The sequence below is a fragment of the Vescimonas fastidiosa genome, assembly GCF_018326305.1.
Taxonomy (GTDB): Bacteria; Bacillota; Clostridia; order Oscillospirales; family Oscillospiraceae; genus Vescimonas; species Vescimonas fastidiosa.
In genome coordinates this window covers 53,568-75,166 of the sequence record NZ_AP023416.1, presented here as the reverse complement: position 1 = coordinate 75,166, position 21,599 = coordinate 53,568, and the positions used below count along the sequence as shown (strand labels likewise).

Below are 21,599 nucleotides of genomic sequence, written 5' to 3'. Positions count from 1 at the left end.
AAAAGGAGGTGCCTCATGGCCACCAAGGGATATAATAGCTATCACGGACGGACTCCGCTTTGGAAAAAAATACTCATCCCCATTTTGGTGCTTCTGCTGCTGGCAGGCGGCGCCTTCCTGTACTGCCAGAATCACCTTGTCTACGATGAAAATGGCAAGGTCCACCTGGATCTTCCCTTTTTGAATAAGAAGGACGATCAAACCAAGACCCCCGACGACAGCCCCAACCCCGACGATGTAGACTTCACCCGGGATGAGCCCCAGGGCCCCACCATTGAGGTCATTCATGCCACCGCTCAGCCGGATAGCGCCCTGGAGCAGGATGTCACCGCCCTCATAAGCGGCAGCGATAAGACTGTCGTCCTCACCTTAAAGCTCCCGGACGGCACCTTTACCTATCAGCCCTCCTTCCAGGCATCGGGCACCGTGGGCTCCGCCGTCAGCACGGAGAATTTGAAGAAGCTCACCGCCTCGGATAAGCATGTGGTGGCCCGCATCAGCGCCTTCGGCGACACCGGTTACGCCCAGAACCATGTGGATGAGGCGGGTCTGCTGCGCACCTGGGACGAGTGGCTCTGGTACGACTACAGCAGCCAGTGCTGGCTGGACCCCACCAAGGCCCCAGCCCAGGCTTATCTCAAGCAGGTCTGCAAGGACCTGGCGGATCTGGGTGTGGATGAGATCGTTTTGGATAATTTCGGCTGGCCCGCCGTGGGCAATATGGACGCCATGCTGGTGCCGGACGGCACGGATAAGCCGGCGGTGCTCACCAGTCTCATCGCCGCCCTCCGGGAAACCCTTCCCAAGACCACGGCCCTGTCCGTGTCTATCGAGAAAAACGCCCCGGAAAACAGCGGCCTGACCCCGGCGGTCCTGGCTCTCTTTGACCGCATCTATGCGGACTCCGAGACCGTGGACCTGGCCGCCCTGACCGCCACCCTCCCCGCCGATTTCAATGCCGAGACCCGGCTGGTCCAGCTGACCCAAACGCCTCCCGTCACCGGCAGCTATATCCTCATAACGGACTGAAAAAGCAAAAAATATAATGTGTAAAAGGAGCGGTATTCTAAAAGAATGCCGCTCCTTTTTATATCCCCCACACTCCCAATAAAACTTCCGTAGGGGCCGATGCCTACATCGGCCCGCCGTACCAGCCACCGAGCTGTCCGTAGGGGCGGGGTTCTCTTGCCCACCGTCGTGCCAACCGATTCCCGGCCACTGTTGTGGCCGCCAATCGGGGCACTTCCTCGAAACCGCCTCGCTTCTTCTGCCACCGGCAGCGCTTCGGCGATTTCCCCGCCCGCCGGGAGGGGCAGAGCCCCTCCCCTACGCACCGCCAAGGAAGCACGACCCTGTCCGCCCAATGTACCGCACTCCCTGCAACCTCCCATTGCACCCCGCCCCAAAATATGATAAAATAAATTCCATACATCAATACTCGGGGGAGGGACCGCCGCCCATGCGTAACCGCATCTACATCGAGATCACCAACCGCTGCAACCTCTCCTGTGATTTCTGCCACGGCACCCGTCGCCCTCCGCGCACCATGACCCCGGCGGAGTTTGAGACCCTGGCCCTAAAGCTCCGGGGCGAAACCGACTATCTCTATCTCCATGTTTTGGGCGAGCCGCTGCTGCATCCGCAGCTGCCGGAGCTGCTTGCCATCGCTCATCGCCTGGGCTTTCGCACCTGCCTGGTCACCAACGGCACCCTGCTGCCCCGGCAAAAGGATGCCCTTCTCTCTGCCCCGGGTCTTCACAAGCTCAGCGTCTCCCTCCACAGCTTCGAGGGCAGCGCACAAAGCGGCGATATGACCGCTTACCTCCGCGGTGTGTGGGACGCTGTCCTGCCCCTATCTCAAAAGGGTACCCTCTGCGCCCTGCGCCTGTGGAACGAAGGCGCCGCCCAGCGCTGCAACGCCGAGATCCTGCGCTTTCTATCCGGGCAAATCGGCCAAAATGCGGAAGCCCTGCCCCAAGACGCCCGTGGAAACCGCACCCTGTCCCCAAATCTTTTCCTGGAGCGGGCGGAGCGCTTTGCCTGGCCGGACCTGAGCGCCCCGGAGACCGGGGCCAACTTCTGCCACGGCCTCACGCGGCAGCTTGCGGTGCTGTGCGACGGCACCGTCACCCCCTGCTGCCTGGATAGCGAGGGCACCATCGCCCTGGGAAATCTCTTCACCCAAGCCCTGCCGGAGATCCTCCGAAGCTCTCGAGCCGCCGCCATGGCCGCAGGCTTTGCCGCTCGCCGGCCCTCCGAGGATCTGTGCCGCCGCTGCGGCTATGCCCGCCGTTTTCTGAAATAAGCTATGGAACAAAATATTGAAAAATTGCAAGCCATCGTCAGCCCCCTTCTGACCTGGTACGACGAAAACCGACGCGTCCTTCCCTGGCGGGAGGAGGTGTCTGCCTACCGCACCTGGGTGTCGGAGATCATGCTCCAGCAGACCCGGGTGGCCGCCGTGCTGCCCTACTTTCAGCGCTTCATGGCCCGCTACCCCACGGTGCAGGATTTGGCCCGGGGCGATGAGGAGGAGCTGCTGAAGCTCTGGGAGGGCCTGGGCTATTACAGCCGCGCCCGCAATCTGCAAAAGGCCGCACGGATAGTGGCAGAGGACTACGCCGGTGCATTTCCGGCAGACTATAAAGAGCTCATCGCCCTCCCGGGCATCGGGGACTATACCGCCGGAGCCATTCTCTCCATCGCCTTCGGACTCCCCGTTCCGGCGGTGGACGGCAATGTTCTGCGCATTGCCAGCCGCATAACCGGCTGGGACCGGGATGTGCAGTCCACCAAAAAAGAGATCACCCGCTGGATGACCGAGGTGGTTCCTTCGGATCGCCCCGGCGCCTTCAATCAGGCCCTTATGGACCTGGGCTCAGCCCTGTGCCTGCCTGCCGCCCCCCGCTGCCCCGACTGTCCTCTCCGGGGCCTCTGTACCGCCGAAAGGGAGGGAAGTCAGGCCCGTATCCCGGTCCGCGCCCCTAAAAAGGACAAGCGTCCGGAGGAAAAAACCGTGTTTCTTCTGCGCCGCCCGGACGGCGCCGTGGCCCTGGGGCAGCGCCCTAAGACCGGCCTCCTGGCGGGGCTTTGGGAGTACCCCAATGTTCCGGGCCTGCTCACGGAAGCCCAGGCTGCCCGGCAGCTGGCCGCCTGGGGGCTTACGCCCCTGCATTGGGAGGAGTCCTGGCAGGCCGTCCACATATTCACCCATGTCCGCTGGCAGATGCAGGGCTATGCCGTCCTGGTTTCCGGCGAGGGGGACCTGTCGTGGTATTCGGAGGAGCAGCGCCGACAAAAGGCCATCCCCTCCGCCTTTGAAAAAGCCAATCGCATCCTGCAAAAATGGGAAGGAGAATAAAGTAAATGGCACAGCTTTACTTCAAATTCGGAGCCATGGGCTCCAGCAAATCCGCCAACGCCCTCATGGCCCGGTTTAATTATGAGGAGCGCGGTCAGGACACCCTCTTGGTGAAGCCCCAGCTGGACACACGGGACGGGGACCACATGGTCCGCTCCCGCATCGGCCTGGAGCATCCCTGCATCTACTTCCACGAGATGCAGCAGATGGCCGACTCCGACCTGCAGAAATTCGCCTGCATCATTGTGGACGAGGCTCAGTTCCTCACCAAGGAGGAGGTCTACTACCTGGTCCACCTGGTGGACGACTGCAATATCCCCGTTATCTGCTACGGGCTGAAGGCCGACTTTAAGGGGGAGCTTTTCCCCGGCAGCTACCAGCTCCTGGTCCTGGCGGATAAGCTGGAGGAGGTAAAAACCATCTGCTGGTGCGGCAAAAAAGCCGCCTTCAACGCCCGGTTTGACGAGCACGGCCGTGTGGTCAAGGAGGGAGCCCAGGTGGTGCTGGGAGCCAATGATAAGTATATCGGCCTTTGCCGCCGCCACTGGATGGCCGGGGATCTGGGTCCGGACTTCAAGCCCTTAAAGGGATGATCTGTACGCTTTGTCCCCGCCGCTGCGGGGCCGAAAGAACGGAAAGGGAGGGCCGCGGCTTCTGCCGGATGCCCGCCACGCCGGTGGTGGCCCGGGCGGCCCTGCACCCCTGGGAGGAGCCGGTGCTCTGCGGCCCCCGGGGCGCGGGAACCGTGTTCTTCTCCGGCTGCAACCTGGGCTGCTCCTACTGCCAAAACGCCCCCATTTCCCGGGATAACTTCGGCAGACCCGTGTCCGCTTCCCGGCTGCGGGAGATTTTTGAGGAGCTTATCGCCCGGGGCGCCGCCACCATCGACCTGGTGACGCCCACTCACTTTGTGCCGTTTATTTTGCCGGCGCTGGACCCGCCTCTGCCGGTGCCGGTGGTATATAACTGCGGCGGCTACGAGAGTGTGGAGACCCTGAAGCTATTAGACGGGAAAGTGCAGGTATATCTGCCGGACCTGAAATACGCCGATGCAGACCTGGCGCGGGACCTCTCCTGTGCCCCGGACTATTTTCCCGTGGCTACCGCCGCCATCCGGGAGATGTTCCGCCAGACTGGCCCCTGTGTTATGGAAAAGGGCCTTCTCCGGCGGGGCGTCCTCATCCGCCATCTGGTGCTTCCCGGTCATCCGGAGAATACCCGTCTCTGTCTGGACTGGATCGCCCGCACCTTCCGCCCTGGGGAGGTGCTGGTGTCGTTGATGAGCCAGTATACGCCCCAGCCCGGGGCCCGGGGAAGCCTGGCCCGTCCTGTCACGGCGGCGGAGTACCGGGGGGCGGTCCGCTACATGGAAAACTGCGGCATCACGGACGGCTTCACCCAGGAGCGCACCTCCGCCCGGGAGGAATACACACCGCCCTTCGACCTCGCCGGGGTCTGACAGATTCGTATTGTTTGGTACATTTGGAATCATAAAAACAGGATTTTTTGCAAAAAATAAAGCTTTTTTCGCATAAAAACCACATCCGCAACAGAATGCCTATTGCAATCCCACCCGGAATGTGGTACGGTAAAAGTACAAGAAAAAAGGCCGTTTCCGGCGGCCCTATGGGACATATTAAATTAGGAGGTACTTGTATGAGCTATCCCAAGACCGGTCAGGAGGTCTATGTTAGCCTGAACCTGTCCAACACCATGCTCACCGGCATCGGCAAGGGCACCATCACCCGTGAGGAAGTCTCCGTAGACTATTTGAAAAAGCTGTTTGGGAAGTACGGCGTCATCGTCTCCGCCAAGCCCGAGCAGGCGCGCCTGCTGCAAATTGTGAACGAGACCTTCGACCTGGGGCTGGATGTACCCCAGGAGCTGAAGCTGTTCCAGCTCTCCGAGCAGCACCGCCGCCTGGTGGTCATCAATGTCCAGGGCCTGCGCCGCAAGGGCGGCTCCCTCCTGCCGGAGTATACGGAGGAGGAGTTCAACGAGGCCACCTTCACCTTTGTGAAATACTATGTCCAGTCCCGCCACTACGACGACCTGGTAGAGGAAAATAAGAAGCTGAAATACGATCTGGATCAGGAGCTGGAGTGGCGCCACCGCACCGACAACTGAAAAACATAAGGAACCCCACGCCCCGCCCAAGCGGGGCGTTTTTCATTTCCCTCCTCATGAAAAAACGCTGTCATTGCGAGGGCGCAAAGCATCCGTGACAATCCGCATCCCCCGTCCCCCGGCCCCCTTGCCTAAAGGGGGCTGTCAGCGAAGCTGACTGGGGGATTCCTCACCTCACCGCACCCCTTGTAACCCTCCGTAGGGGCGGGGTTCTACCCCGCCCGTTCTTCCACGCCCCTTGTAACCCTCCGTAGAGGCGGGCTCCCCTCGGCCCGCCGCCCGATAACCGCCGCACCATCACGGCGGCGTGGGGGCACCCCCGCCCTACGCATAACAGGGAAGCTGGTACGACCGGGGCGATGTGGGTATCGCCCCCTACGAAATCCTATCGGTAAACACTCCGTAGGGGCCGATGATCCTGTTGCGGTACCCAAAATTTCTGCGCTGCCTTGCGGCGGACGCTGGAAATTTTGACCGCAGCCACTCGCTCACTTCGCTTCCTCTGCCACCGGCAGCGCTCAGTTCGCTCCCCACATCGCCCCGCTCCCGGACTTGCACAAAGTTCCTTGTCATCCGTAGGGGCGGACGCCTCTGTCCGCCCGCTACCCAACGCACCCCCACAAAAAAAGGGAACGCCCACCCGGGCGTTCCCTTTTAGCTTATGTATTTTTTACACCACCCGGTAATCCCCTCGGGCTGCGGCCTCCAGCCGCCGGTTTTTCTCCCGGGCCAGCTCATCCTGAAGCAGGCCGATAATGCGGTTGCTCACCAAAAAGCCCTTGGCTGTCAGGTGCCAGCCGTTTCCGTCCTGCTCTGCCAGCCCCTCCCGGGCGCACTGCTGCAGCAGCGCCGCCAGCGGCGCAAATCTCTGCCGGAACCGATACTCAAATTCCCGGGGATCCACCCCCTGCACCGTGCGCAGCCGGAGCATCAGGTATTCCCGCTCCCGCTCGTCGGAATCCACCGTCTCCGACTCCTGCAGAACAAGCTCTCCCTTCAAATATCGCTCCAGGTCCCGCGCATAGCCGTAGCGCACATTTCCAAAGTCCGAGTGTGCCCCGGGGCCGAATCCGGCGTACTCCTGCATAAGCCAGTATTTCAGGTTGTGCCGGGAGGCAAAGCCGGGCTTGGCGAAGTTGGAAATCTCATACTGTTCATAGCCGCACTGCTTCAAAAACTCCACGGCATATAAGTACATATCCGCCTGCATATCCTCATCCGGGAAGGTCAGCTCTCCCTGCCGCCGGTACAGCGGCGTACCCTCCTCCAGCTTCAGCCCGTAGCAGGACAGATGCTCCGGGTGCAGGCCCACTGCATCGGACAGGGTCTTTTCCCATCCCTCCATGGTCTGCCCCGGCAGCCCGTAAATCAGGTCCAGGCTCAGATTTTTGAATCCCGCCTTCCGGGCTGCCGCCACGGCCTCCTGTACCTGCTGCCGGGTGTGAATCCGTCCGATGGTCTGCAAAAGCGCGTCATCCATAGACTGCACCCCCAGGGAAAGACGGTTGAACCCCGCCTTGCGCAGCCGTTTCAGGGCCTTTCTGTCCGTGGCGGAGTCGGGATTTGCCTCCAGGGTGATCTCCGCGTGCTTGTCCACCTTATATAATTTCCGGATGCTGCCCAGCAGACGGCAGAGCCGCTCCGCTCCCAGATAGCTGGGGGTGCCGCCGCCGAAATACACCGTGTCCGCCTTGTGGCACTCCGCCTGGGGTGCCACCTCCGCCAGGTGCCGCTCCAGGGCCCGGCAGTAGTCGTCCATGCGCTCCTCTGCGCCTGCCAGAGAGTAAAAGTCGCAGTAGGCGCATTTGCTCCGGCAAAAGGGGATGTGGATATAGAGGCCCAAGGGCAGATCTTTTTGTACTGTGTTTTTCTTCATGGCTCAGTCCTCCTGCTGGGGTCGGTATAGACGGATGGCGTCGCTGGGGCAGTTCACCTTGCAGGAGCGGCAGCCGATGCAGTCCTCGGTGCGGACCTTGTAGATGCCGTCCGGCTGCTGGTCAATGCAGTGCATCACGCACCACATGGCACAGATGCCGCACCCGGTACAGTTCACCGGGATCACCTCCGCCAGATCATGGATCTTCTTCCCAAAAGGATGGATCATGTCAGCCATAAAATCAAAACCACCTTTGTCCTTCACCGAGTCGGCACCTTTTTGGCACCGTTTGTTCCCCATAGTATACCCTTTTTTTCACCGATTGGCAAGAAAAACACGGATATTATCTCGGCAGGGCAGGCTCCTTCGGCGGCCTCAGTTGCCGCCGGCAGTCCGCTTTTCCCGACTCAGGAGCCAGGCTGTCATGTCCTGCAGGGTCTGCTCCATAGGCCGGGGCTCATAGGCAAAGCATTCCGTGGCGGCGCTATGGCTGAACTGCCCGTTGGAGCCGAGAACGGAGACGGAGTAGGGGGTGAAGAACAGCTGCTTTCCCGCTCGCAGGCTTCGGCGCTCGTAGCAGGGAGCGGCCAATTTTGCAAGGCTTAGGGGCAGGCAGAGAGGGCGATAGCGCCGCTGGGCTGCCGCCCCCACCATCTGCAGCATCCTGCCGATGGTGGAGTAGTGTCCGGAGAGGATATACCCCTTTCCAGGCAGACCCTTTTCGCAGCAGGCCAAAAGACCCTGGGCCACATCCCGCACATCCACGAAATCATACCCACCGCGAACGGCAAAGGGCAGCCTTCCGGCAAGAAAGGATTCGGCCATGGAGGTGAAGCTCCCGCCCTGCACATCCCCCGGGCCGATGATGCCGGAGGGAAAGACGACGCTGGCGTTCAGCCCCTGAGCCGCCGCGTCAAGCACCAGATTGGTGGCGGTGGCCTTGCTCTTGGCATAGTCGCCGTCCACAAGCCCCGGGGCGAGCTTGCAGTCCTCTGTAATGGGGCAGCCTCTGGGCTTTTCCGGTATGGCGTGAACGGAGCTGACATAGACCATTTTCCCCACGCCGTGGGCTATGCATTGCCGGAGGATCCGCCATGTCCCGCCTACATTGACCTGATAGAGCTTGGGGGCGGGCCGGGAGGCGACGGAGACGATGCCTGCACAGTGGATCACGCAGGTGCGGCTGTCGGCATCTGCGAAAAAGTCTGCCAGCCCATCGCTTTGGCACACATCGCCGGTGACGGTGCGAACCTCCTTCGGGAGCAAGTGGGCGTAGGGGTCATCGGGCAGCGCAAGGGCGTGTACCTGTGCGCCCCGGCGGGCCAGCTCCTCCACAACGGCTCTGCCCAGGAAGCCGGTGGCACCGGTAACGAGATATTTATTGTACATACAAAAACCTCCTCCCCGAAAATAGAAATACAAGTGTTGCTTATCTTTCACAAGTACAGTATACTGAAAGAAAAGACCGGGAACAATCGGCACTTGCCCCGGGGTTGTAAGAAAAGCAACAGTGGACGGCGGAGTGTTGCCGTACTTTGTAAACTTTTTTAGGAGGGCTCTGTATGGAGAAGCTGGATGCCAGAAAACGCTATACGCAGATGATGCTCAAGCAGTCCTTTTTGAAGCTGCTGCAGCAGAAGCCTGTCAACCGGATCACGGTGAAGGAGGTCTGCGCACTGGCGCAGCTCAACCGCGCCACCTTCTATGCCCATTACAGCGACTGCTTTGCTCTGAAGGAGAGCATTGAAAATGAGCTGATCGTGGCGTTTGAAAAATCTCTGCGCTATGTCAACTCCTTTGATGTAACGGCCCTGATCGAGGCCATTTACGACATGGTCGAGCAGAATCAGGAGGCCTGCCGGGTCTTGATCCTGGACGATCCCGGCTCGGCGGTGCTTATGCGCATGATTGCCCTGGCCAAGGAGGACAGCCTTGCCTACTGGCGCAGGGAGCTGCCCGAGGCCAGCGAGACGGAGCTTGCCATGATGTATACCCATCTGTCAAACGGGCTGATGCATGTGGTCGTGGAGGGCTATGACAAATACAGCAAGGAGGAAACCATTCGCTTTGTCAGTCGTGTGGTAAAGGCCAGCCTCTCCCTGCTGCGCCGGAGCGCAAAGCCCCTTGCCTGACAGCTTCAAGGCTTCAAAAATTGGGTCGGGGTGTCGAAAAAACTCTTTCGACACCCCGACTCACAACACTATCATTATATAATTTATTTGCATAATAGTCAATAGCTCCGGCGGTAATCGGACTATTTTCGTAGTAATGCATAGATTTTCCGTGGGGATTCCGTATAGAATCCCTCTTGCTTTCTGCTGCGATATTTGCTATGCTTTAGATACAGAAAGGGTGAGTCCAATGACCTAAGAAGTACCCCCAACCGCTGGAGTATGGGGAAGATGGCACCGACAAAAAAACTGTAGTCGCCTAATGAAAGCCGTCATAAACGGCAGGATCATCGCACGGCGGTGTTTACATATAGGTAGGGCGTAAGAGCAACAGACAAAAGACAGGTGCCATGAATCCGAAGAAAGCGAGGTATAAAAAATGATGTTAGATATCAAGAGTGAAGGGTAGCCCTTGACTGCAGCGAGATCCAAGCAGTCAAGGGCTACCTTCTTTATAGCCGGATTTTGCCGTCTGGGTGCAGCAAGGTCCGGGAGGTTTTTTTAATAGCTGCGTCGGCGGGAACGCCGTTTATTTTTTTGCCTTTTTTGCCTTTCAAGGCCCGTTTGTGAGAAATCGGGAGACCTGCGCGCTTTTGCGGGAATAAGCCTGCGCGCAATGGACCAAAATAGAGGTAGCGTTTCGGAAAGGATGTGTACCCATGGAAACAACACCTGAAAAGTACCGGGCCTATGTGCGGCAAAAGCAAAAAAAGTCGCCCCTGGGCAAGGACATGGCCCTGGCCTTCCTCATCGGCGGACTCATCTGCGTGCTGGGCCAGCTTATTTCGGACGGCTATATTGCCGCGGGCCTGCCTCGGGAGGAGGCGGCTACCGCCACCTCCGTCAGCTTGGTTTTCCTCTCCGCCCTGCTTACGGGCCTGAACCTCTACCACCGTCTTGCCCGCTACGGCGGGGCCGGGACCCTGGTGCCTATCACCGGCTTTGCCAACGCCGTGGTCTCCCCAGCTATCGACTTTAAGGCCGAGGGCTTCGTCACGGGAATGGCCGCCAAGATGTTCCTGGTGGCGGGGCCTGTGATCGTGTTCGGCACCCTGGCCAGCGCCGTTTACGGGGTTATTCTGTGGCTGATAGGGTGAAAAGCAGACCTTGCGGCCGGATTTGGTCTGAATTTACCGAAAAACACAGGAATAACTGGCACTTTTCACAAAAAACGGGCGGAAAATTGTATTTGTCATAGCTTGAAAAATATTATATAATTCCTTTATTGAGTGATATGTGCGGCCTGGCACATTTTCCAAAAACGAAGGGAGAAATCTAAACTATGACTGCCAATGAAATTCGCAATATTTGCCTGTTGGGTCACGGCGGCTCCGGTAAGACCACCCTGGCTGAGCAGATGCTCTTTATGACCAAGGGGACCGATCGTTTCGGCAAGACCGTGGACGGCAACACCACCTGCGACTACGACGCCGAGGAGATCAAGCGCCAGATTTCCATTTCTCTGGCTTTTGCTCCCGTGAAGTATAATAATGTCAAGATCAATGTTATGGACGCCCCCGGCAACTTCGACTTCTCCGGCGAGGCCCTGTCCGCTATCCGCGCCGCCGAGTGCGCCGTCATCGTGGGCAATGCCAAGGACGGACTCAGCGTGGGCATGGAGCGCACCTGGAAGATGCTGGGCAAGAAGCCCCGGATGATGTTCATTAACCGCGTGGAGGAGGCCAACGCAGACTATGCCGCCTGCGTGGACGCCGTCAAGGCTAAGTTCGGCACCGCCATCGCCCCCATCGTGGCCACCAAGGCCGACGCCAACAAGGCCGTCACCGTCATTGTGGACCTGCTGCACAACAAGGCTTACGACGCCAAGGGCGAGTGCGCCATCCCCGGCGACATGGCCGACGAGGTGGAGGCCCTGCGCGCCGAGCTGATGGAGGCCGCCGCCGGTGCCGACGAGGAGCTGATGGAGAAGTTCTTCGAGACCATGGAGCTGTCCGCTGCCGACATGGCCAAGGGCCTGAAGATCGGCGTCCGGGACGGCAGTGTGTGCCCGGTGCTCTGCGGCTCCGCCGTCACCGGTCTGGGCGTGGATATGCTGCTGAAGACCATCGTGGACCTGGTGCCCGTAGCCACCGATATGCCCGCCGAGAAGGCTAAGGATGAGAGCGGCAACGAGGTGGAGGTGGCCTTCGATCCCAATGGCCCCACCGCTGCCATCGTGTTTAAGACCATTTCCGACCAGTACGGCAAGTTCTCCATGATCAAGGTCGTGCGCGGCAAGGTCACCGGCGATATGTCCCTGTATAACCCCGCCACCGGCAACACCGAGAAGCTGGGCCGCCTGTACAGCATGAAGGGCAAGAAGGGCGAGGAGATCAAGGAAATCTGCTGCGGCGACATCGGCGCCATCGGCAAGATGGACCGGGTCAAGACCGGCAACACCCTGTGCGACGCCAAGAATGTGGTGATCCTGGAGGGTATCGAGTATCCCGCACCCTGCTATGAGCGGGCCATTGCCCCCAAGGTCAAGCAGGAGGTGGAGAAGATGGGCACCGGCCTCAACAAGCTCAACGAGGAGGACCCCACCTTCCATGTGTCCAACAACGCCGAGACCCACCAGACCGTTATCTCCGGCACCGGCGATATTCAGATCGATGTGCTGTGCGCCAAGCTCAAGAGCCGCTTCGGCGTGGAGACGGAGCTTTCGGCCCCCCGTGTGGCTTACCGGGAGAAGATCCGCTCCAAGGTGGAAAAGCGCGGCCGCTATAAGAAGCAGACCGGCGGCAGCGGCCAGTTCGGCGATGTGGTCATCACCTTTGAGCCCCAGAATGAGCAGGAGGATATGATCTTTGAGGAGGCCGTGTTCGGCGGCTCCGTGCCCAAGAACTATTTCCCCGCCGTGGAAAAGGGCCTGCGCAAGTGCTGCCTCAACGGCGTGCTGGCGGGCTACCCCGTGGTGTTCCTGAAGGCCACCCTGACCGACGGCTCCTATCACCCCGTTGACTCCTCCGATATTGCCTTCCAGCTGGCAGCGGGCCTTGCCTTCAAGGAGGCTCTGCCCGAGGCCAAGCCCGTGCTGATGGAGCCCATCGGCGAGCTGAAGGTCACCGTGCCCGATAGCTTCGTGGGCGATGTCATGGGCGATCTGAACAAGCGCCGGGGCCGCGTCATGGGCATGAACCCCACCGGCGACGGCGAGACCGTGCTGGAGGCCGAGGTGCCCATGGCGGAGATGATGTCCTACGCCATCGACCTGCGCTCCATGACCCAGTCCAGAGGCACCTTTGTGTTCTCCTTCGTGCGCTACGAGGATTGCCCCGCCGCCGCCCAGGAGAAGGCCATTGCCGAGGCCAAGGCCATGGCAGAGGCAGAGTAAGAGAATCCGACGGAATAAGTGCATACCGTCCCGGCCCGCCAAAAAAATCGGCGGGCCGGGCGTTTTTGCTTTATATGGCAGGGCGGGCTGCCCCCTGGCTCTCCGCGTGCGGAACAAAAGGTGTGGTGGTTGGCGACCCTTCCGGCGCTTCGCGCCACCTCCCCTTACGCAGGGGAGGCTTTTAGGCGGGGGGGTACGGATTGCCACGACCAGCGTTCGCGCTGGTCTCGCAATGACATTTTTACAAGGAGTGCGGCGGGCGGCGGGACACATGGGTCCCGCCCTACAAGGCGTTATTTTGTAGGGGCGGACGACCCTGTCCGCCCGGTGTCGTGTTTCCTTGGCGGTGCGTAGGGGAGGGGGTGCAAGGGGGGCCTTCTTAAGAGATGGTGGAATATTTTCTCAAATTCACAAAAAATTTTCATTAAAGTTGCAAATGCAACTTTTGAGAGTTGGATTCTTGTGGTATACTACAAGCACAGCAAGAAAAAACGGGCTGCGGCCCAAATCATAATAAGGAGGAACTTTACAATGAAGAAATGGGTATGTTCTGTTTGCGGTTATGTGTACGAGGGTGAGAATCCTCCCGCCGAGTGCCCCGTGTGCCATGTGGGTGCGGATAAGTTTGTCGAGCAGAAGGAGGATAAGTCCTGGGCTGCCGAGCATGTGGTAGGCGTAGGCAAGTCCTTCGGCAACGATGTCCCCGAGGAAGTGCGCAAGGAGATCATCGACGGTCTGCGCGCCAACTTCGAGGGCGAGTGCAGCGAGGTGGGTATGTACCTGGCTATGGCCCGTGTGGCTCACCGCGAGGGCTATCCCGAGATCGGCCTGTACTGGGAGAAGGCCGGCCTGGAGGAGGCCGAGCACGCCGCCAAGTTTGCCGAGCTCCTGGGCGAAGTCATCACCGACTCCACCGAGAAGAATCTGCAGATGCGCGTAGACGCCGAGAACGGCGCCACCTTGGGCAAGTTCGAGCTGGCTAAGCTGGCGAAGAAGTACAACCTGGATGCCATCCACGACACCGTGCATGAGATGGCCCGCGACGAAGCCCGCCATGGCAAGGCTTTTGAGGGCCTGCTGAAGCGGTACTTCAATAAGTAATAGCAAGACAATCAAAACCGAGAGGGAGCGATCCCTCTCGGTTTTTTTATAGAATTTGGTCGTTATCGGATGGAATATACTCCATTACATCTTGGACACGGCAGTTTAATATGCGGCACAGGTCGTTGATGGTCGTGGTGTTGAGGGGTCTGTTTTTGCGGAGCTTATCAAGGGTGGAGCTGGAGATGTGGTGGTTTTTAATAAGGGTATAAGTGGATTCCTGCGATTCTTTCAATGTGGCCCAAAATGCGGCATAGCTTATCATCGGCAAATCCCCCTAAAATGATACTATCATCTTAGGATGTGATTTTGATATTGACTATAGACGGTAAAGAGACTATAATTGTATAAAAGGGAGGAGAAAACATGAAAAATAAAATGACAGCGCTGATACTATCCATTTTAACCGGCGGAATTGGTGTGGATCGGTTTTACCTTGGGTATGTGGGTATGGGAGTACTGAAACTTCTGACGGCGGGTGGTTTTGGAATTCTATATTTACTTGATATTATTCACATTGCCAATGGAACGCTTGGCCCGGCTGACGGAACCCCTTATGAAGAAGACGGCGGCTCGATGGTGGTTCGGAGTGAAAAGAAAGCGCATGGCATTTTTGAGGATATGGAGAAAGCGGCGGCTTTGCATGAATGCGGCGCACTGACAGACGAAGAATATTCAAAAATAAAGGCGGATTTGCTTGCAAAAATATGACAAAAGGGAAAGCGTTCCGCAATGGAAATTTGCTATTAGTATGAGCACGAGGAGGCTAACCGTGAATAAATCAAGAGAGACATATATTTGTTCAGCACTATTTGTTATTGCTGCAATATTTATTTTGGCGGCTCAGCCCTATGTGAGTCCATTTTACGGGTCAAAACCTTCGTTTTGGCTTCATATAATCAGCTACTGCGCTATGGCGGTTACGGCAGTGTTGGGCATAAAGGAAGTGGATATTCTTGCCTGTGTTTTACTGGTTATAACGGCTGTGCTGTCTGTGGTCATTTGCGTTGCAAGAGGATCGGGAATGATGGGGGTGGTCATTGTTTTTTTTGATGCCGGAGCGCTTTTGCTGCTTGCGTCGTCAGTGTACAGCAAAATGAAATACTTGAGCTATGCGGCTGCGGCTGTAGTGGTGCTGGGCCTTGCTGTAAGAGCGTTTTTTTGGGCAATATTTGCGTCTGTGATGTCCGGGGCGGAGGTTATTACGTGTTTGCTGCTTTTGGCAGCTCTAATTTTGAATGGAGTTCGGTATCCGAAAGCAAAGGACAAAAAAGGAATGGATGATCCGCTGGAAAAAGTTGAAGGCTTGAAAAGCCTGCTGGATAAGGGAATAATCACACAAACTGAATTTGAGAAGAAGAAAGAAAAAATCTTGGAGTTGAAGAATCGCTGAAAGTGAATTGGCCAAATATTAAAAGGAAAGACGGATCCAGTCCGCCTTTCCTTTTTGTATGCACTTAGAATCACCCGATAATCTTCTCCACCACGCCGTCCAGCCAGTGGCCCTGGAAATTCTCGATTTCCCCGGCGTCTACCAGCTCTGCCAGGGTGGGGTCCAGGGGCATTTTGGCCAGGACTGGGAGGTTATACCGCTGGGCGGCCTCGTCGGTCTTGCCTTCGCCGAAGAGATAAATCTTCTTGCCGCAGTCGGGGCAGGGGAGATAGCTCATGTTCTCCACCAGGCCCAGAACGGGAATGTCCATCATCTGCGCCATTTTCACGGCCTTTTCCACCACCATGCTCACCAGCTCCTGGGGGCTGGTGACGATGATGACCCCGTCCACCGGCAGGGACTGGAACACATTCAGCGCCACATCGCCGGTGCCGGGAGGCATATCCACGAACATATAGTCCACATCCTGCCACAGCACATCGCTCCAGAACTGCTGCACCACGCCGCCGATGACCGGCCCGCGCCAGATGACCGGGTCCGTCTCGTGCTCCAGCAGCAGGTTCACGCTCATAAGCTGGATGCCCGTGCGGGTCTGCACAGGGACAATGGCGTTCTCCGTGCCCACGGCCCGGCCATGGACACCGAAGGCCTTGGGGATGGAGGGGCCGGTGATGTCGGCGTCCAGCACGGCGGTGCGATAGCCCTCGCGCTGCATGGTCACGGCCAGCTGGCTGGTGACCATGGACTTGCCTACGCCGCCCTTGCCGGACACAACGCCGTAGACCTTGCCCACCCGGCAGCCCTCGTGGAGGGGTTTTTTCTCAAATACATTGGCTTCCTTGCGCTCCCCGCAGCTCTCGCTGCAGGTACTGCAATCATGGGTACATTCGCTCATAACAATAGCTCCTTTTCTGCATTCTCAAACTTACTTTATACCATATATGTTATATATTACTTACTTTTTCCCGGCCCGGGCCTTGGCCTCGGCCTTGATGCGGTCCAGCCGGCGGCGGAGCTGATCCAGCTGCTCGTCGTGGCGGGAGCGGAGATTGGGGTGGCTGCGGAGCAGACGGCGCTCAAACATATCCTGGCCGCTGCGGAGCATCTGCACCTGGCGCTGGCGCTCGGCCAGGTAGGCGTCATAATTATCCATAAGCTGTTGGGTGCGGGAGCCCTCCATAAAGTCCCGGGTCATGCTGTCCACGGACTGTAGATAGCGCTCCCGGCCCTGGGCCATCCTGTCCCCGAAGCTCTCGGCAGCGGCGGCCAGATGCTGGCGCACCTCCTGCTGCAGCTGGTGGAGCTTCTCGGTACGATTGGACAGCTGAATGGCGCTGCGGACGGAGAGGATGTTATCCATCAGATAGATGCCAAAGAGGAAGGAGGCCGCCGGGACGGTGTATTTTTCTCCGATGCGGAACAGCCAGGCCATCACCGGCGGATTCACCACATGGCACAGCAGCACGCAGGCCAAGCCGAACAGGACACTGTTGAGCAGGCAGACTCGGCCGTTGATCTGAATTTTTTTCTTGCTGTAATCCCACCAGCGCATATGAAAGAGCTTTTCCATGAACCAGCTGGTGAAATACTCCAGGGCGGTGGTGAGGACCATGCCGCCCAGGAAGGTGAGAATGGGGTTTTTCAGGCCACCATGTAATACATATAACACCAAAAGGGCGCCGTGTCCATAGATGGGGCAAATAAATCCGTTCAAAAAGCCGCGCTTTTCGCAAATGTGGCCCTTGCCCACGGAGCAGTAGACCATCTCGCCCACCCATCCGGCGGCGCTGTAAATCATGATCAGCAGAAAGAATACGCAGAGATTGTTGAAAGTATTCAGGGGAAACATAGAAAACCTCGCTTATGTCGATTATGTCAGATTTGTGATGTGTACGCTCGGGCGGCCCTCCAGCAGAGCGGCCTCCCGGCCCTGACAGGTGAAAAGGAGGATCTGCCGCTGTGCGCCCAGCCGGGTCAGATAGTCCAGGGTGGTGGCCAGCCGGGCGTCATCAAAGGTCAGGAGGGCATCATCCAGAATCAGGGGCGGATTTTGCTCCGGAGGCAGGATCATTTCGCAGATAGCCAGGCGGACGGCCAGATAGAGCTGGTCGGCGGTGCCTGCGCTGAGAAGCTGAACACTGCGGCGGGTGGGGTCGCTGCCGGACTCGGCGGAGAGATGGAACTCCCGGTCCAGGAGAATGTGGCTCCAGGTGCTGCCGGTCATGTCCGCGAAAATTTCCGCGGCCCGGCGCCCCAGCTCCGGGGAGAAGCGGTTTTGCAGGGTGGTGTTGGCGGCCTGAAGCGCATCCAGGGAGAGCCGGAGGGCGTCGTATTCCGCCTGCTGCCGGACGAGCTCCTCCTCCAGGCGGGAGATTTGGTCTCCCAGCGTCTGGGCATCCCGCCCGGCGTCGAGACGGCCCTGAACCTGGGCGATCTGCTGCTGCAGATGGGTGACGGTGTCGTCGGCATCGGACATCTGCGCCTGCAGAAGCTGGGTCTGGGCCTGGTGCAGCTCCTGGGCCAGGCGGTCGCGATTTTGGGCTGTTTCCCGGACGAAGCGGCGGATATCCCCGGCGGACTGCACGCTGTCATCCCAGCGGCTCACCTGAGAAAGGAGGTCGGATAGCTGGGTGCGAAGACGGCGATCCCCGTCGGACAGGATCTGCTGCTTTTGGCGCAGAAGGGCGCGCTGGGCCTCCAGCTCCTCCAGGGCAGGCAGATAGCTTTCCGCCAGCTTTCGCAGCTCCTCCTGCCGGGAAAGCTCCCGGCGGCGGCTTTGCTGCAAGCGGATGCGGCGGATCAGCAGGCGCAGAAAGTTCCCGGCGGCCAGGGCCGTGACCGCGCAGGCCAGACACAGCCACAGAACCTGAGGGCGGTCAATTTCATACCAAAGGAAGCCGCCGCCGCACAGGCCCAAAGCCAGGGAAATGAGAAGCTGGGCCACCTGGGGCGGGGCCGGGGGCTGAATCTGAAGCTGCGCCTCCAGCTGGGCCTTGGTCATGGGATGCAGGGGGTTGCGATTCAGCTCTTGGAGCTGATCCTCAATGGCGCTCTCCTGGCGGGATACGGCCTCCTGGGCCTGCTGCACCTGATCGCCCAGGGAGCGGACGGCGCCCAGCTGCTGGTTGATGCGCTGAAGGTCGCTGCTGTCGGGGAGGGCCCGCAGGCAGCTCTCTTTTTCACGCAGAGCCTCCTGGGCGGCCTGGAGACGGGCCTGACGGCGGCGGGCCTGGTCCTCCCGGGCTTGGGATAGCTGCTGTTGCAGGTTTTCCAGCTGCCCGGTCAGGGTTTGTGCCTCCTGCTGGGCGGCTCGGAGACCGGCAATCTCGGCCTCCAGCAGAGGGATGGAGCCGGAGCGGTTATATTTTCGCTGGCGGAGCTGTTTTTTCAGGCGGCTCTCCACCTGGGAAAAGGAGATCTTTTCGTCACCGGTGGAAATGAGCGCGCTGATGCGCCGCTCCAGGTCGGCGTCGGCGTCAATGGCCAGGCTGCCGGAGGGGATGAAGGCGCAGCGCTGGTAGACGGACTGGGGCACCCCCAGAAGCGTCTCGCCGCAGCGGGCGGCATCCAAGCCGGGGACAGAGGTGTCGGTGCCGGAATAGGTGCAGGAAAAAACGCCCAGAGGAGCGTCGGGGCGCTGGGTCCGGCGGCTGAGAGTCAGCTCCTTGTCCCCCACCGACAGCTCCAGCTTGCCCTGCATAAGGCTGCCGCTCCAGGGCTGAAAACGGTTCTTATCGGCCAAATCGCCCCGCTGGCGGGTGTTGAGTCCATAGAACATAGCCAGCAGGAATCGGCACCAGGTGGACTTGCCGCCCTCGTTAGGGGCGCAGATCACATTCAGCCCCGGCTGCAGGTCCAGCCGGGCTTGGTCCAGCTTTCCGTATGTGGCGTTGGCGTGCAAGAGCTGCAAAACGGTACACCTCCATGGTAGTATAATTATAATATGGTATTATAACACAGGCGTCGGGGAATGTCATCTTGCGATGGAAGAAAAATCTGCAAAAAACTTCAAAAAAAGGATTGACAAAGACAGAACTGCGCAGTATAATAACAAATGTTCCGCACGGGGCGTGTACCTTGTAAATTAAACAACGAACGAAACGAAAAGCACCAGACGGGAGCACTGAAAAGTGCGACTAAAACTTGGGAAAGCGAGGTTGAGTCAATTACCCGCGGAACTAAGTATAAAAAGTTTTTGAAGCTATGACAAATAGCTCTGTAAAGATTTGAGCAGCTCGATAGAGTTGTTTAGATACCATTTATAGAGAGTTTGATCCTGGCTCAGGACGAACGCTGGCGGCGTGCTTAACACATGCAAGTCGAACGAGAATCTGTGGAAAGAGGATTCGTCCAATTGAAGCAGAGGACAGTGGCGGACGGGTGAGTAACGCGTGAGGAACCTGCCTTTCAGAGGGGGGGACAACAGTTGGAAACGACTGCTAATACCGCATGACACATTGAGGTCGCATGGCCTTAATGTCAAAGATTTATCGCTGAAAGATGGCCTCGCGTCTGATTAGCTAGTTGGTGAGGTAACGGCCCACCAAGGCGACGATCAGTAGCCGGACTGAGAGGTTGAACGGCCACATTGGGACTGAGATACGGCCCAGACTCCTACGGGAGGCAGCAGTGGGGAATATTGGGCAATGGGCGCAAGCCTGACCCAGCAACGCCGCGTGAAGGAAGAAGGCTTTCGGGTTGTAAACTTCTTTTGTCAGGGACGAGTAGAAGACGGTACCTGACGAATAAGCCACGGCTAACTACGTGCCAGCAGCCGCGGTAATACGTAGGTGGCAAGCGTTGTCCGGATTTACTGGGTGTAAAGGGCGTGTAGCCGGGAGGGCAAGTCAGATGTGAAATCCACGGGCTTAACTCGTGAACTGCATTTGAAACTGTTCTTCTTGAGTATCGGAGAGGCAATCGGAATTCCTAGTGTAGCGGTGAAATGCGTAGATATTAGGAGGAACACCAGTGGCGAAGGCGGATTGCTGGACGACAACTGACGGTGAGGCGCGAAAGCGTGGGGAGCAAACAGGATTAGATACCCTGGTAGTCCACGCTGTAAACGATGAATACTAGGTGTGCGGGGACTGACCCCCTGCGTGCCGCAGTTAACACAATAAGTATTCCACCTGGGGAGTACGATCGCAAGGTTGAAACTCAAAGGAATTGACGGGGGCCCGCACAAGCGGTGGATTATGTGGTTTAATTCGAAGCAACGCGAAGAACCTTACCAGGGCTTGACATCCTACTAACGAGATAGAGATATGTTAGGTGCCCTTCGGGGAAAGTAGAGACAGGTGGTGCATGGTTGTCGTCAGCTCGTGTCGTGAGATGTTGGGTTAAGTCCCGCAACGAGCGCAACCCCTATTGTTAGTTGCTACGCAAGAGCACTCTAGCGAGACTGCCGTTGACAAAACGGAGGAAGGTGGGGACGACGTCAAATCATCATGCCCCTTATGTCCTGGGCTACACACGTAATACAATGGCGGTTAACAGAGGGATGCAAAATCGCAAGATGGAGCGAACCCCTAAAAGCCGTCCCAGTTCAGATTGTGGGCTGCAACCCGCCCACATGAAGTCGGAATCGCTAGTAATCGCGGATCAGCATGCCGCGGTGAATACGTTCCCGGGCCTTGTACACACCGCCCGTCACACCATGAGAGTCGGGAACACCCGAAGCCCGTAGCCTAACCAATTATGGAGGGCGCGGTCGAAGGTGGGTTCGATAATTGGGGGTGAAGTCGTAACAAGGTAGCCGTTCGAGAACGAGCGGCTGGATCACCTCCTTTCTAAGGAGACCTCAAGCAGGCCAAGAGCTTGACTTGTAACATCCTGGTCAGACCGTTTAAGATTTCGTTTTGTCGTTGTTTAATTTAGAGGGCACACACCCTTGAAGATAGGACGGGGATATAGCTCAGCTGGGAGAGCGCCTGCCTTGCAAGCAGGAGGTCGCCGGTTCGATCCCGACTATCTCCACCAAAAAGGAAATATGGGCCCGTAGCTCAGCTGGCTAGAGCGTACGACTGATAATCGTAAGGTCGGTGGTTCGAGCCCACTCGGGCCCACCAATCTGAGTAAGCTCGGAAATAAGTATTCAAAGAAATTGAGTACTTATTTCTGGCCTTAACAAAGGCTGGAGATTGCACCTTGAAAACTGAACAATGTATTAAAGTGATGAAAGCAAGGCAACAGAGAGGTCTTTCAAGGAAACTTGAAAGAAAGTAAGTTGATTT

Annotated in this window: 19 protein-coding genes, 2 tRNA genes and 1 rRNA gene; 15 read left to right on the top strand and 7 right to left on the bottom strand. The window is 58.1% G+C overall.

The features are described from left to right. Positions 1-15 precede the first annotated feature (15 nt). From KI236_RS07505 to KI236_RS07480, 6 genes are all read left to right on the top strand, one after another. Complete coding sequence (locus KI236_RS07505) at positions 16-1,029, top strand: putative glycoside hydrolase (protein WP_212820770.1); 1,014 nt, start codon at positions 16-18, stop codon at positions 1,027-1,029. A gap of 430 nt (positions 1,030-1,459) precedes the next feature. Continuing rightward, positions 1,460-2,305 carry a radical SAM/SPASM domain-containing protein gene (locus KI236_RS07500; protein ID WP_212820768.1) on the top strand — a complete coding sequence of 282 codons (846 nt, stop codon included), beginning with the start codon at positions 1,460-1,462 and terminating at the stop codon, positions 2,303-2,305. A gap of 3 nt (positions 2,306-2,308) precedes the next feature. Then, entirely contained in the window at positions 2,309-3,361 is a 1,053-nt protein-coding gene (mutY, locus tag KI236_RS07495; protein ID WP_212820766.1) for an A/G-specific adenine glycosylase, read from the top strand. Between the two features lie 5 nt (positions 3,362-3,366). After that, positions 3,367-3,954 (top strand): thymidine kinase, encoded by a 588-nt coding sequence (locus KI236_RS07490; RefSeq protein WP_212820764.1) that lies wholly within the window; start codon positions 3,367-3,369, stop codon positions 3,952-3,954. Beyond that, the gene (locus tag KI236_RS07485; protein ID WP_212820762.1) at positions 3,951-4,820 is read left to right on the top strand and encodes a 4Fe-4S cluster-binding domain-containing protein; all 870 of its coding nucleotides are present in this window, start codon (positions 3,951-3,953) and stop codon (positions 4,818-4,820) included. The genes KI236_RS07490 and KI236_RS07485 overlap by 4 nt, the downstream gene beginning before the upstream one ends. 197 nt (positions 4,821-5,017) lie before the next feature. Then, complete coding sequence (locus tag KI236_RS07480) at positions 5,018-5,488, top strand: hypothetical protein (protein ID WP_212820760.1); 471 nt, start codon at positions 5,018-5,020, stop codon at positions 5,486-5,488. Between the two features lie 670 nt (positions 5,489-6,158). Here the strand turns inward: KI236_RS07480 and hemW are convergent. The 3 genes from hemW to KI236_RS07465 all read right to left on the bottom strand — a co-directional run bounded on the left by hemW (position 6,159) and on the right by KI236_RS07465 (position 8,753). Continuing rightward, positions 6,159-7,364, bottom strand: coding sequence for a radical SAM family heme chaperone HemW (gene hemW / locus KI236_RS07475; protein ID WP_212820758.1), 1,206 nt, complete (start codon positions 7,362-7,364; stop codon positions 6,159-6,161). A gap of 3 nt (positions 7,365-7,367) precedes the next feature. Then, positions 7,368-7,601, bottom strand: coding sequence for an ATP-binding protein (locus KI236_RS07470; RefSeq protein ID WP_228738124.1), 234 nt, complete (start codon positions 7,599-7,601; stop codon positions 7,368-7,370). A 138-nt stretch (positions 7,602-7,739) separates the two neighbouring features. Continuing rightward, on the bottom strand, positions 7,740-8,753 hold the full coding sequence (locus tag KI236_RS07465) for an SDR family NAD(P)-dependent oxidoreductase (protein ID WP_212820756.1): 1,014 nt from the start codon (positions 8,751-8,753) through the stop codon (positions 7,740-7,742). 173 nt (positions 8,754-8,926) lie between these two features. Here KI236_RS07465 and KI236_RS07460 point away from each other — a divergent pair, with 173 nt between their 5' ends. From KI236_RS07460 to KI236_RS07445, 4 genes are all read left to right on the top strand, one after another. Further along, a complete protein-coding gene (locus KI236_RS07460; RefSeq protein WP_212820754.1) occupies positions 8,927-9,496 on the top strand; it encodes a TetR/AcrR family transcriptional regulator in 570 nt (189 codons plus the stop codon). Positions 9,497-10,194: 698 nt separating this feature from the next. Next, positions 10,195-10,632, top strand: a complete 438-nt coding sequence (gene spoVAC / locus KI236_RS07455) for a stage V sporulation protein AC (protein ID WP_212820752.1) — start codon at positions 10,195-10,197, stop codon at positions 10,630-10,632. A 185-nt stretch (positions 10,633-10,817) separates the two neighbouring features. Beyond that, a complete protein-coding gene (locus KI236_RS07450; RefSeq protein WP_212820750.1) occupies positions 10,818-12,869 on the top strand; it encodes an elongation factor G in 2,052 nt (683 codons plus the stop codon). 531 nt (positions 12,870-13,400) lie between these two features. Beyond that, complete coding sequence (locus KI236_RS07445) at positions 13,401-13,970, top strand: NADH peroxidase (RefSeq protein ID WP_212820748.1); 570 nt, start codon at positions 13,401-13,403, stop codon at positions 13,968-13,970. Positions 13,971-14,016: 46 nt separating this feature from the next. On the opposite strand, the gene KI236_RS07440 is transcribed toward KI236_RS07445, so the two are convergent. Then, entirely contained in the window at positions 14,017-14,235 is a 219-nt protein-coding gene (locus KI236_RS07440; protein WP_212820746.1) for a helix-turn-helix domain-containing protein, read from the bottom strand. A gap of 101 nt (positions 14,236-14,336) precedes the next feature. On the opposite strand from KI236_RS07440, the gene KI236_RS07435 reads away from it, so the two are divergent. Continuing rightward, a complete protein-coding gene (locus tag KI236_RS07435; RefSeq protein WP_212820744.1) occupies positions 14,337-14,681 on the top strand; it encodes an NINE protein in 345 nt (114 codons plus the stop codon). A gap of 61 nt (positions 14,682-14,742) precedes the next feature. Continuing rightward, positions 14,743-15,363 (top strand): SHOCT domain-containing protein, encoded by a 621-nt coding sequence (locus tag KI236_RS07430; protein WP_228738123.1) that lies wholly within the window; start codon positions 14,743-14,745, stop codon positions 15,361-15,363. A gap of 70 nt (positions 15,364-15,433) precedes the next feature. Here the strand turns inward: KI236_RS07430 and KI236_RS07425 are convergent, their stop codons facing one another. Genes KI236_RS07425 through KI236_RS07415 form a run of 3 tightly spaced genes read right to left on the bottom strand, consistent with a single transcriptional unit; the run spans position 15,434 to position 19,273 of the window. Beyond that, the gene (locus KI236_RS07425) at positions 15,434-16,258 is read right to left on the bottom strand and encodes an Mrp/NBP35 family ATP-binding protein (protein WP_212820742.1); all 825 of its coding nucleotides are present in this window, start codon (positions 16,256-16,258) and stop codon (positions 15,434-15,436) included. A 60-nt stretch (positions 16,259-16,318) separates the two neighbouring features. Beyond that, the gene (locus KI236_RS07420) at positions 16,319-17,212 is read right to left on the bottom strand and encodes a putative ABC transporter permease (RefSeq protein WP_212820741.1); all 894 of its coding nucleotides are present in this window, start codon (positions 17,210-17,212) and stop codon (positions 16,319-16,321) included. Between the two features lie 21 nt (positions 17,213-17,233). Beyond that, the gene (locus KI236_RS07415; RefSeq protein WP_212820739.1) at positions 17,234-19,273 is read right to left on the bottom strand and encodes an ATP-binding protein; all 2,040 of its coding nucleotides are present in this window, start codon (positions 19,271-19,273) and stop codon (positions 17,234-17,236) included. 348 nt (positions 19,274-19,621) lie between these two features. Between KI236_RS07415 and KI236_RS07410 the strand changes: the two genes are divergently transcribed. From KI236_RS07410 to KI236_RS07400, 3 genes are all read left to right on the top strand, one after another. Continuing rightward, positions 19,622-21,155: ribosomal RNA gene (locus KI236_RS07410) — 16S ribosomal RNA — on the top strand. A 114-nt stretch (positions 21,156-21,269) separates the two neighbouring features. Further along, a tRNA-Ala gene (locus KI236_RS07405) sits at positions 21,270-21,345 on the top strand. A 12-nt stretch (positions 21,346-21,357) separates the two neighbouring features. Beyond that, a tRNA-Ile gene (locus KI236_RS07400) sits at positions 21,358-21,434 on the top strand. The last annotated feature ends 165 nt before the right edge of the window (positions 21,435-21,599 follow it).

Bases quoted from the DNA above. Each gene is read 5' to 3' on its own strand.
- KI236_RS07505 (WP_212820770.1), top strand. From the start codon at position 16: ATGGCCACCAAGGGATATAATAGCTATCACGGACGGACTCCGCTTTGG.
- KI236_RS07500 (WP_212820768.1), top strand. From the start codon at position 1,460: ATGCGTAACCGCATCTACATCGAGATCACCAACCGCTGCAACCTCTCC.
- mutY (WP_212820766.1), top strand. From the start codon at position 2,309: ATGGAACAAAATATTGAAAAATTGCAAGCCATCGTCAGCCCCCTTCTG.
- KI236_RS07490 (WP_212820764.1), top strand. From the start codon at position 3,367: ATGGCACAGCTTTACTTCAAATTCGGAGCCATGGGCTCCAGCAAATCC.
- KI236_RS07485 (WP_212820762.1), top strand. From the start codon at position 3,951: ATGATCTGTACGCTTTGTCCCCGCCGCTGCGGGGCCGAAAGAACGGAA.
- KI236_RS07480 (WP_212820760.1), top strand. From the start codon at position 5,018: ATGAGCTATCCCAAGACCGGTCAGGAGGTCTATGTTAGCCTGAACCTG.
- hemW (WP_212820758.1), bottom strand. From the start codon at position 7,364: ATGAAGAAAAACACAGTACAAAAAGATCTGCCCTTGGGCCTCTATATC.
- KI236_RS07470 (WP_228738124.1), bottom strand. From the start codon at position 7,601: ATGGCTGACATGATCCATCCTTTTGGGAAGAAGATCCATGATCTGGCG.
- KI236_RS07465 (WP_212820756.1), bottom strand. From the start codon at position 8,753: ATGTACAATAAATATCTCGTTACCGGTGCCACCGGCTTCCTGGGCAGA.
- KI236_RS07460 (WP_212820754.1), top strand. From the start codon at position 8,927: ATGGAGAAGCTGGATGCCAGAAAACGCTATACGCAGATGATGCTCAAG.
- spoVAC (WP_212820752.1), top strand. From the start codon at position 10,195: ATGGAAACAACACCTGAAAAGTACCGGGCCTATGTGCGGCAAAAGCAA.
- KI236_RS07450 (WP_212820750.1), top strand. From the start codon at position 10,818: ATGACTGCCAATGAAATTCGCAATATTTGCCTGTTGGGTCACGGCGGC.
- KI236_RS07445 (WP_212820748.1), top strand. From the start codon at position 13,401: ATGAAGAAATGGGTATGTTCTGTTTGCGGTTATGTGTACGAGGGTGAG.
- KI236_RS07440 (WP_212820746.1), bottom strand. From the start codon at position 14,235: ATGATAAGCTATGCCGCATTTTGGGCCACATTGAAAGAATCGCAGGAA.
- KI236_RS07435 (WP_212820744.1), top strand. From the start codon at position 14,337: ATGAAAAATAAAATGACAGCGCTGATACTATCCATTTTAACCGGCGGA.
- KI236_RS07425 (WP_212820742.1), bottom strand. From the start codon at position 16,258: ATGAGCGAATGTACCCATGATTGCAGTACCTGCAGCGAGAGCTGCGGG.
- KI236_RS07420 (WP_212820741.1), bottom strand. From the start codon at position 17,212: ATGTTTCCCCTGAATACTTTCAACAATCTCTGCGTATTCTTTCTGCTG.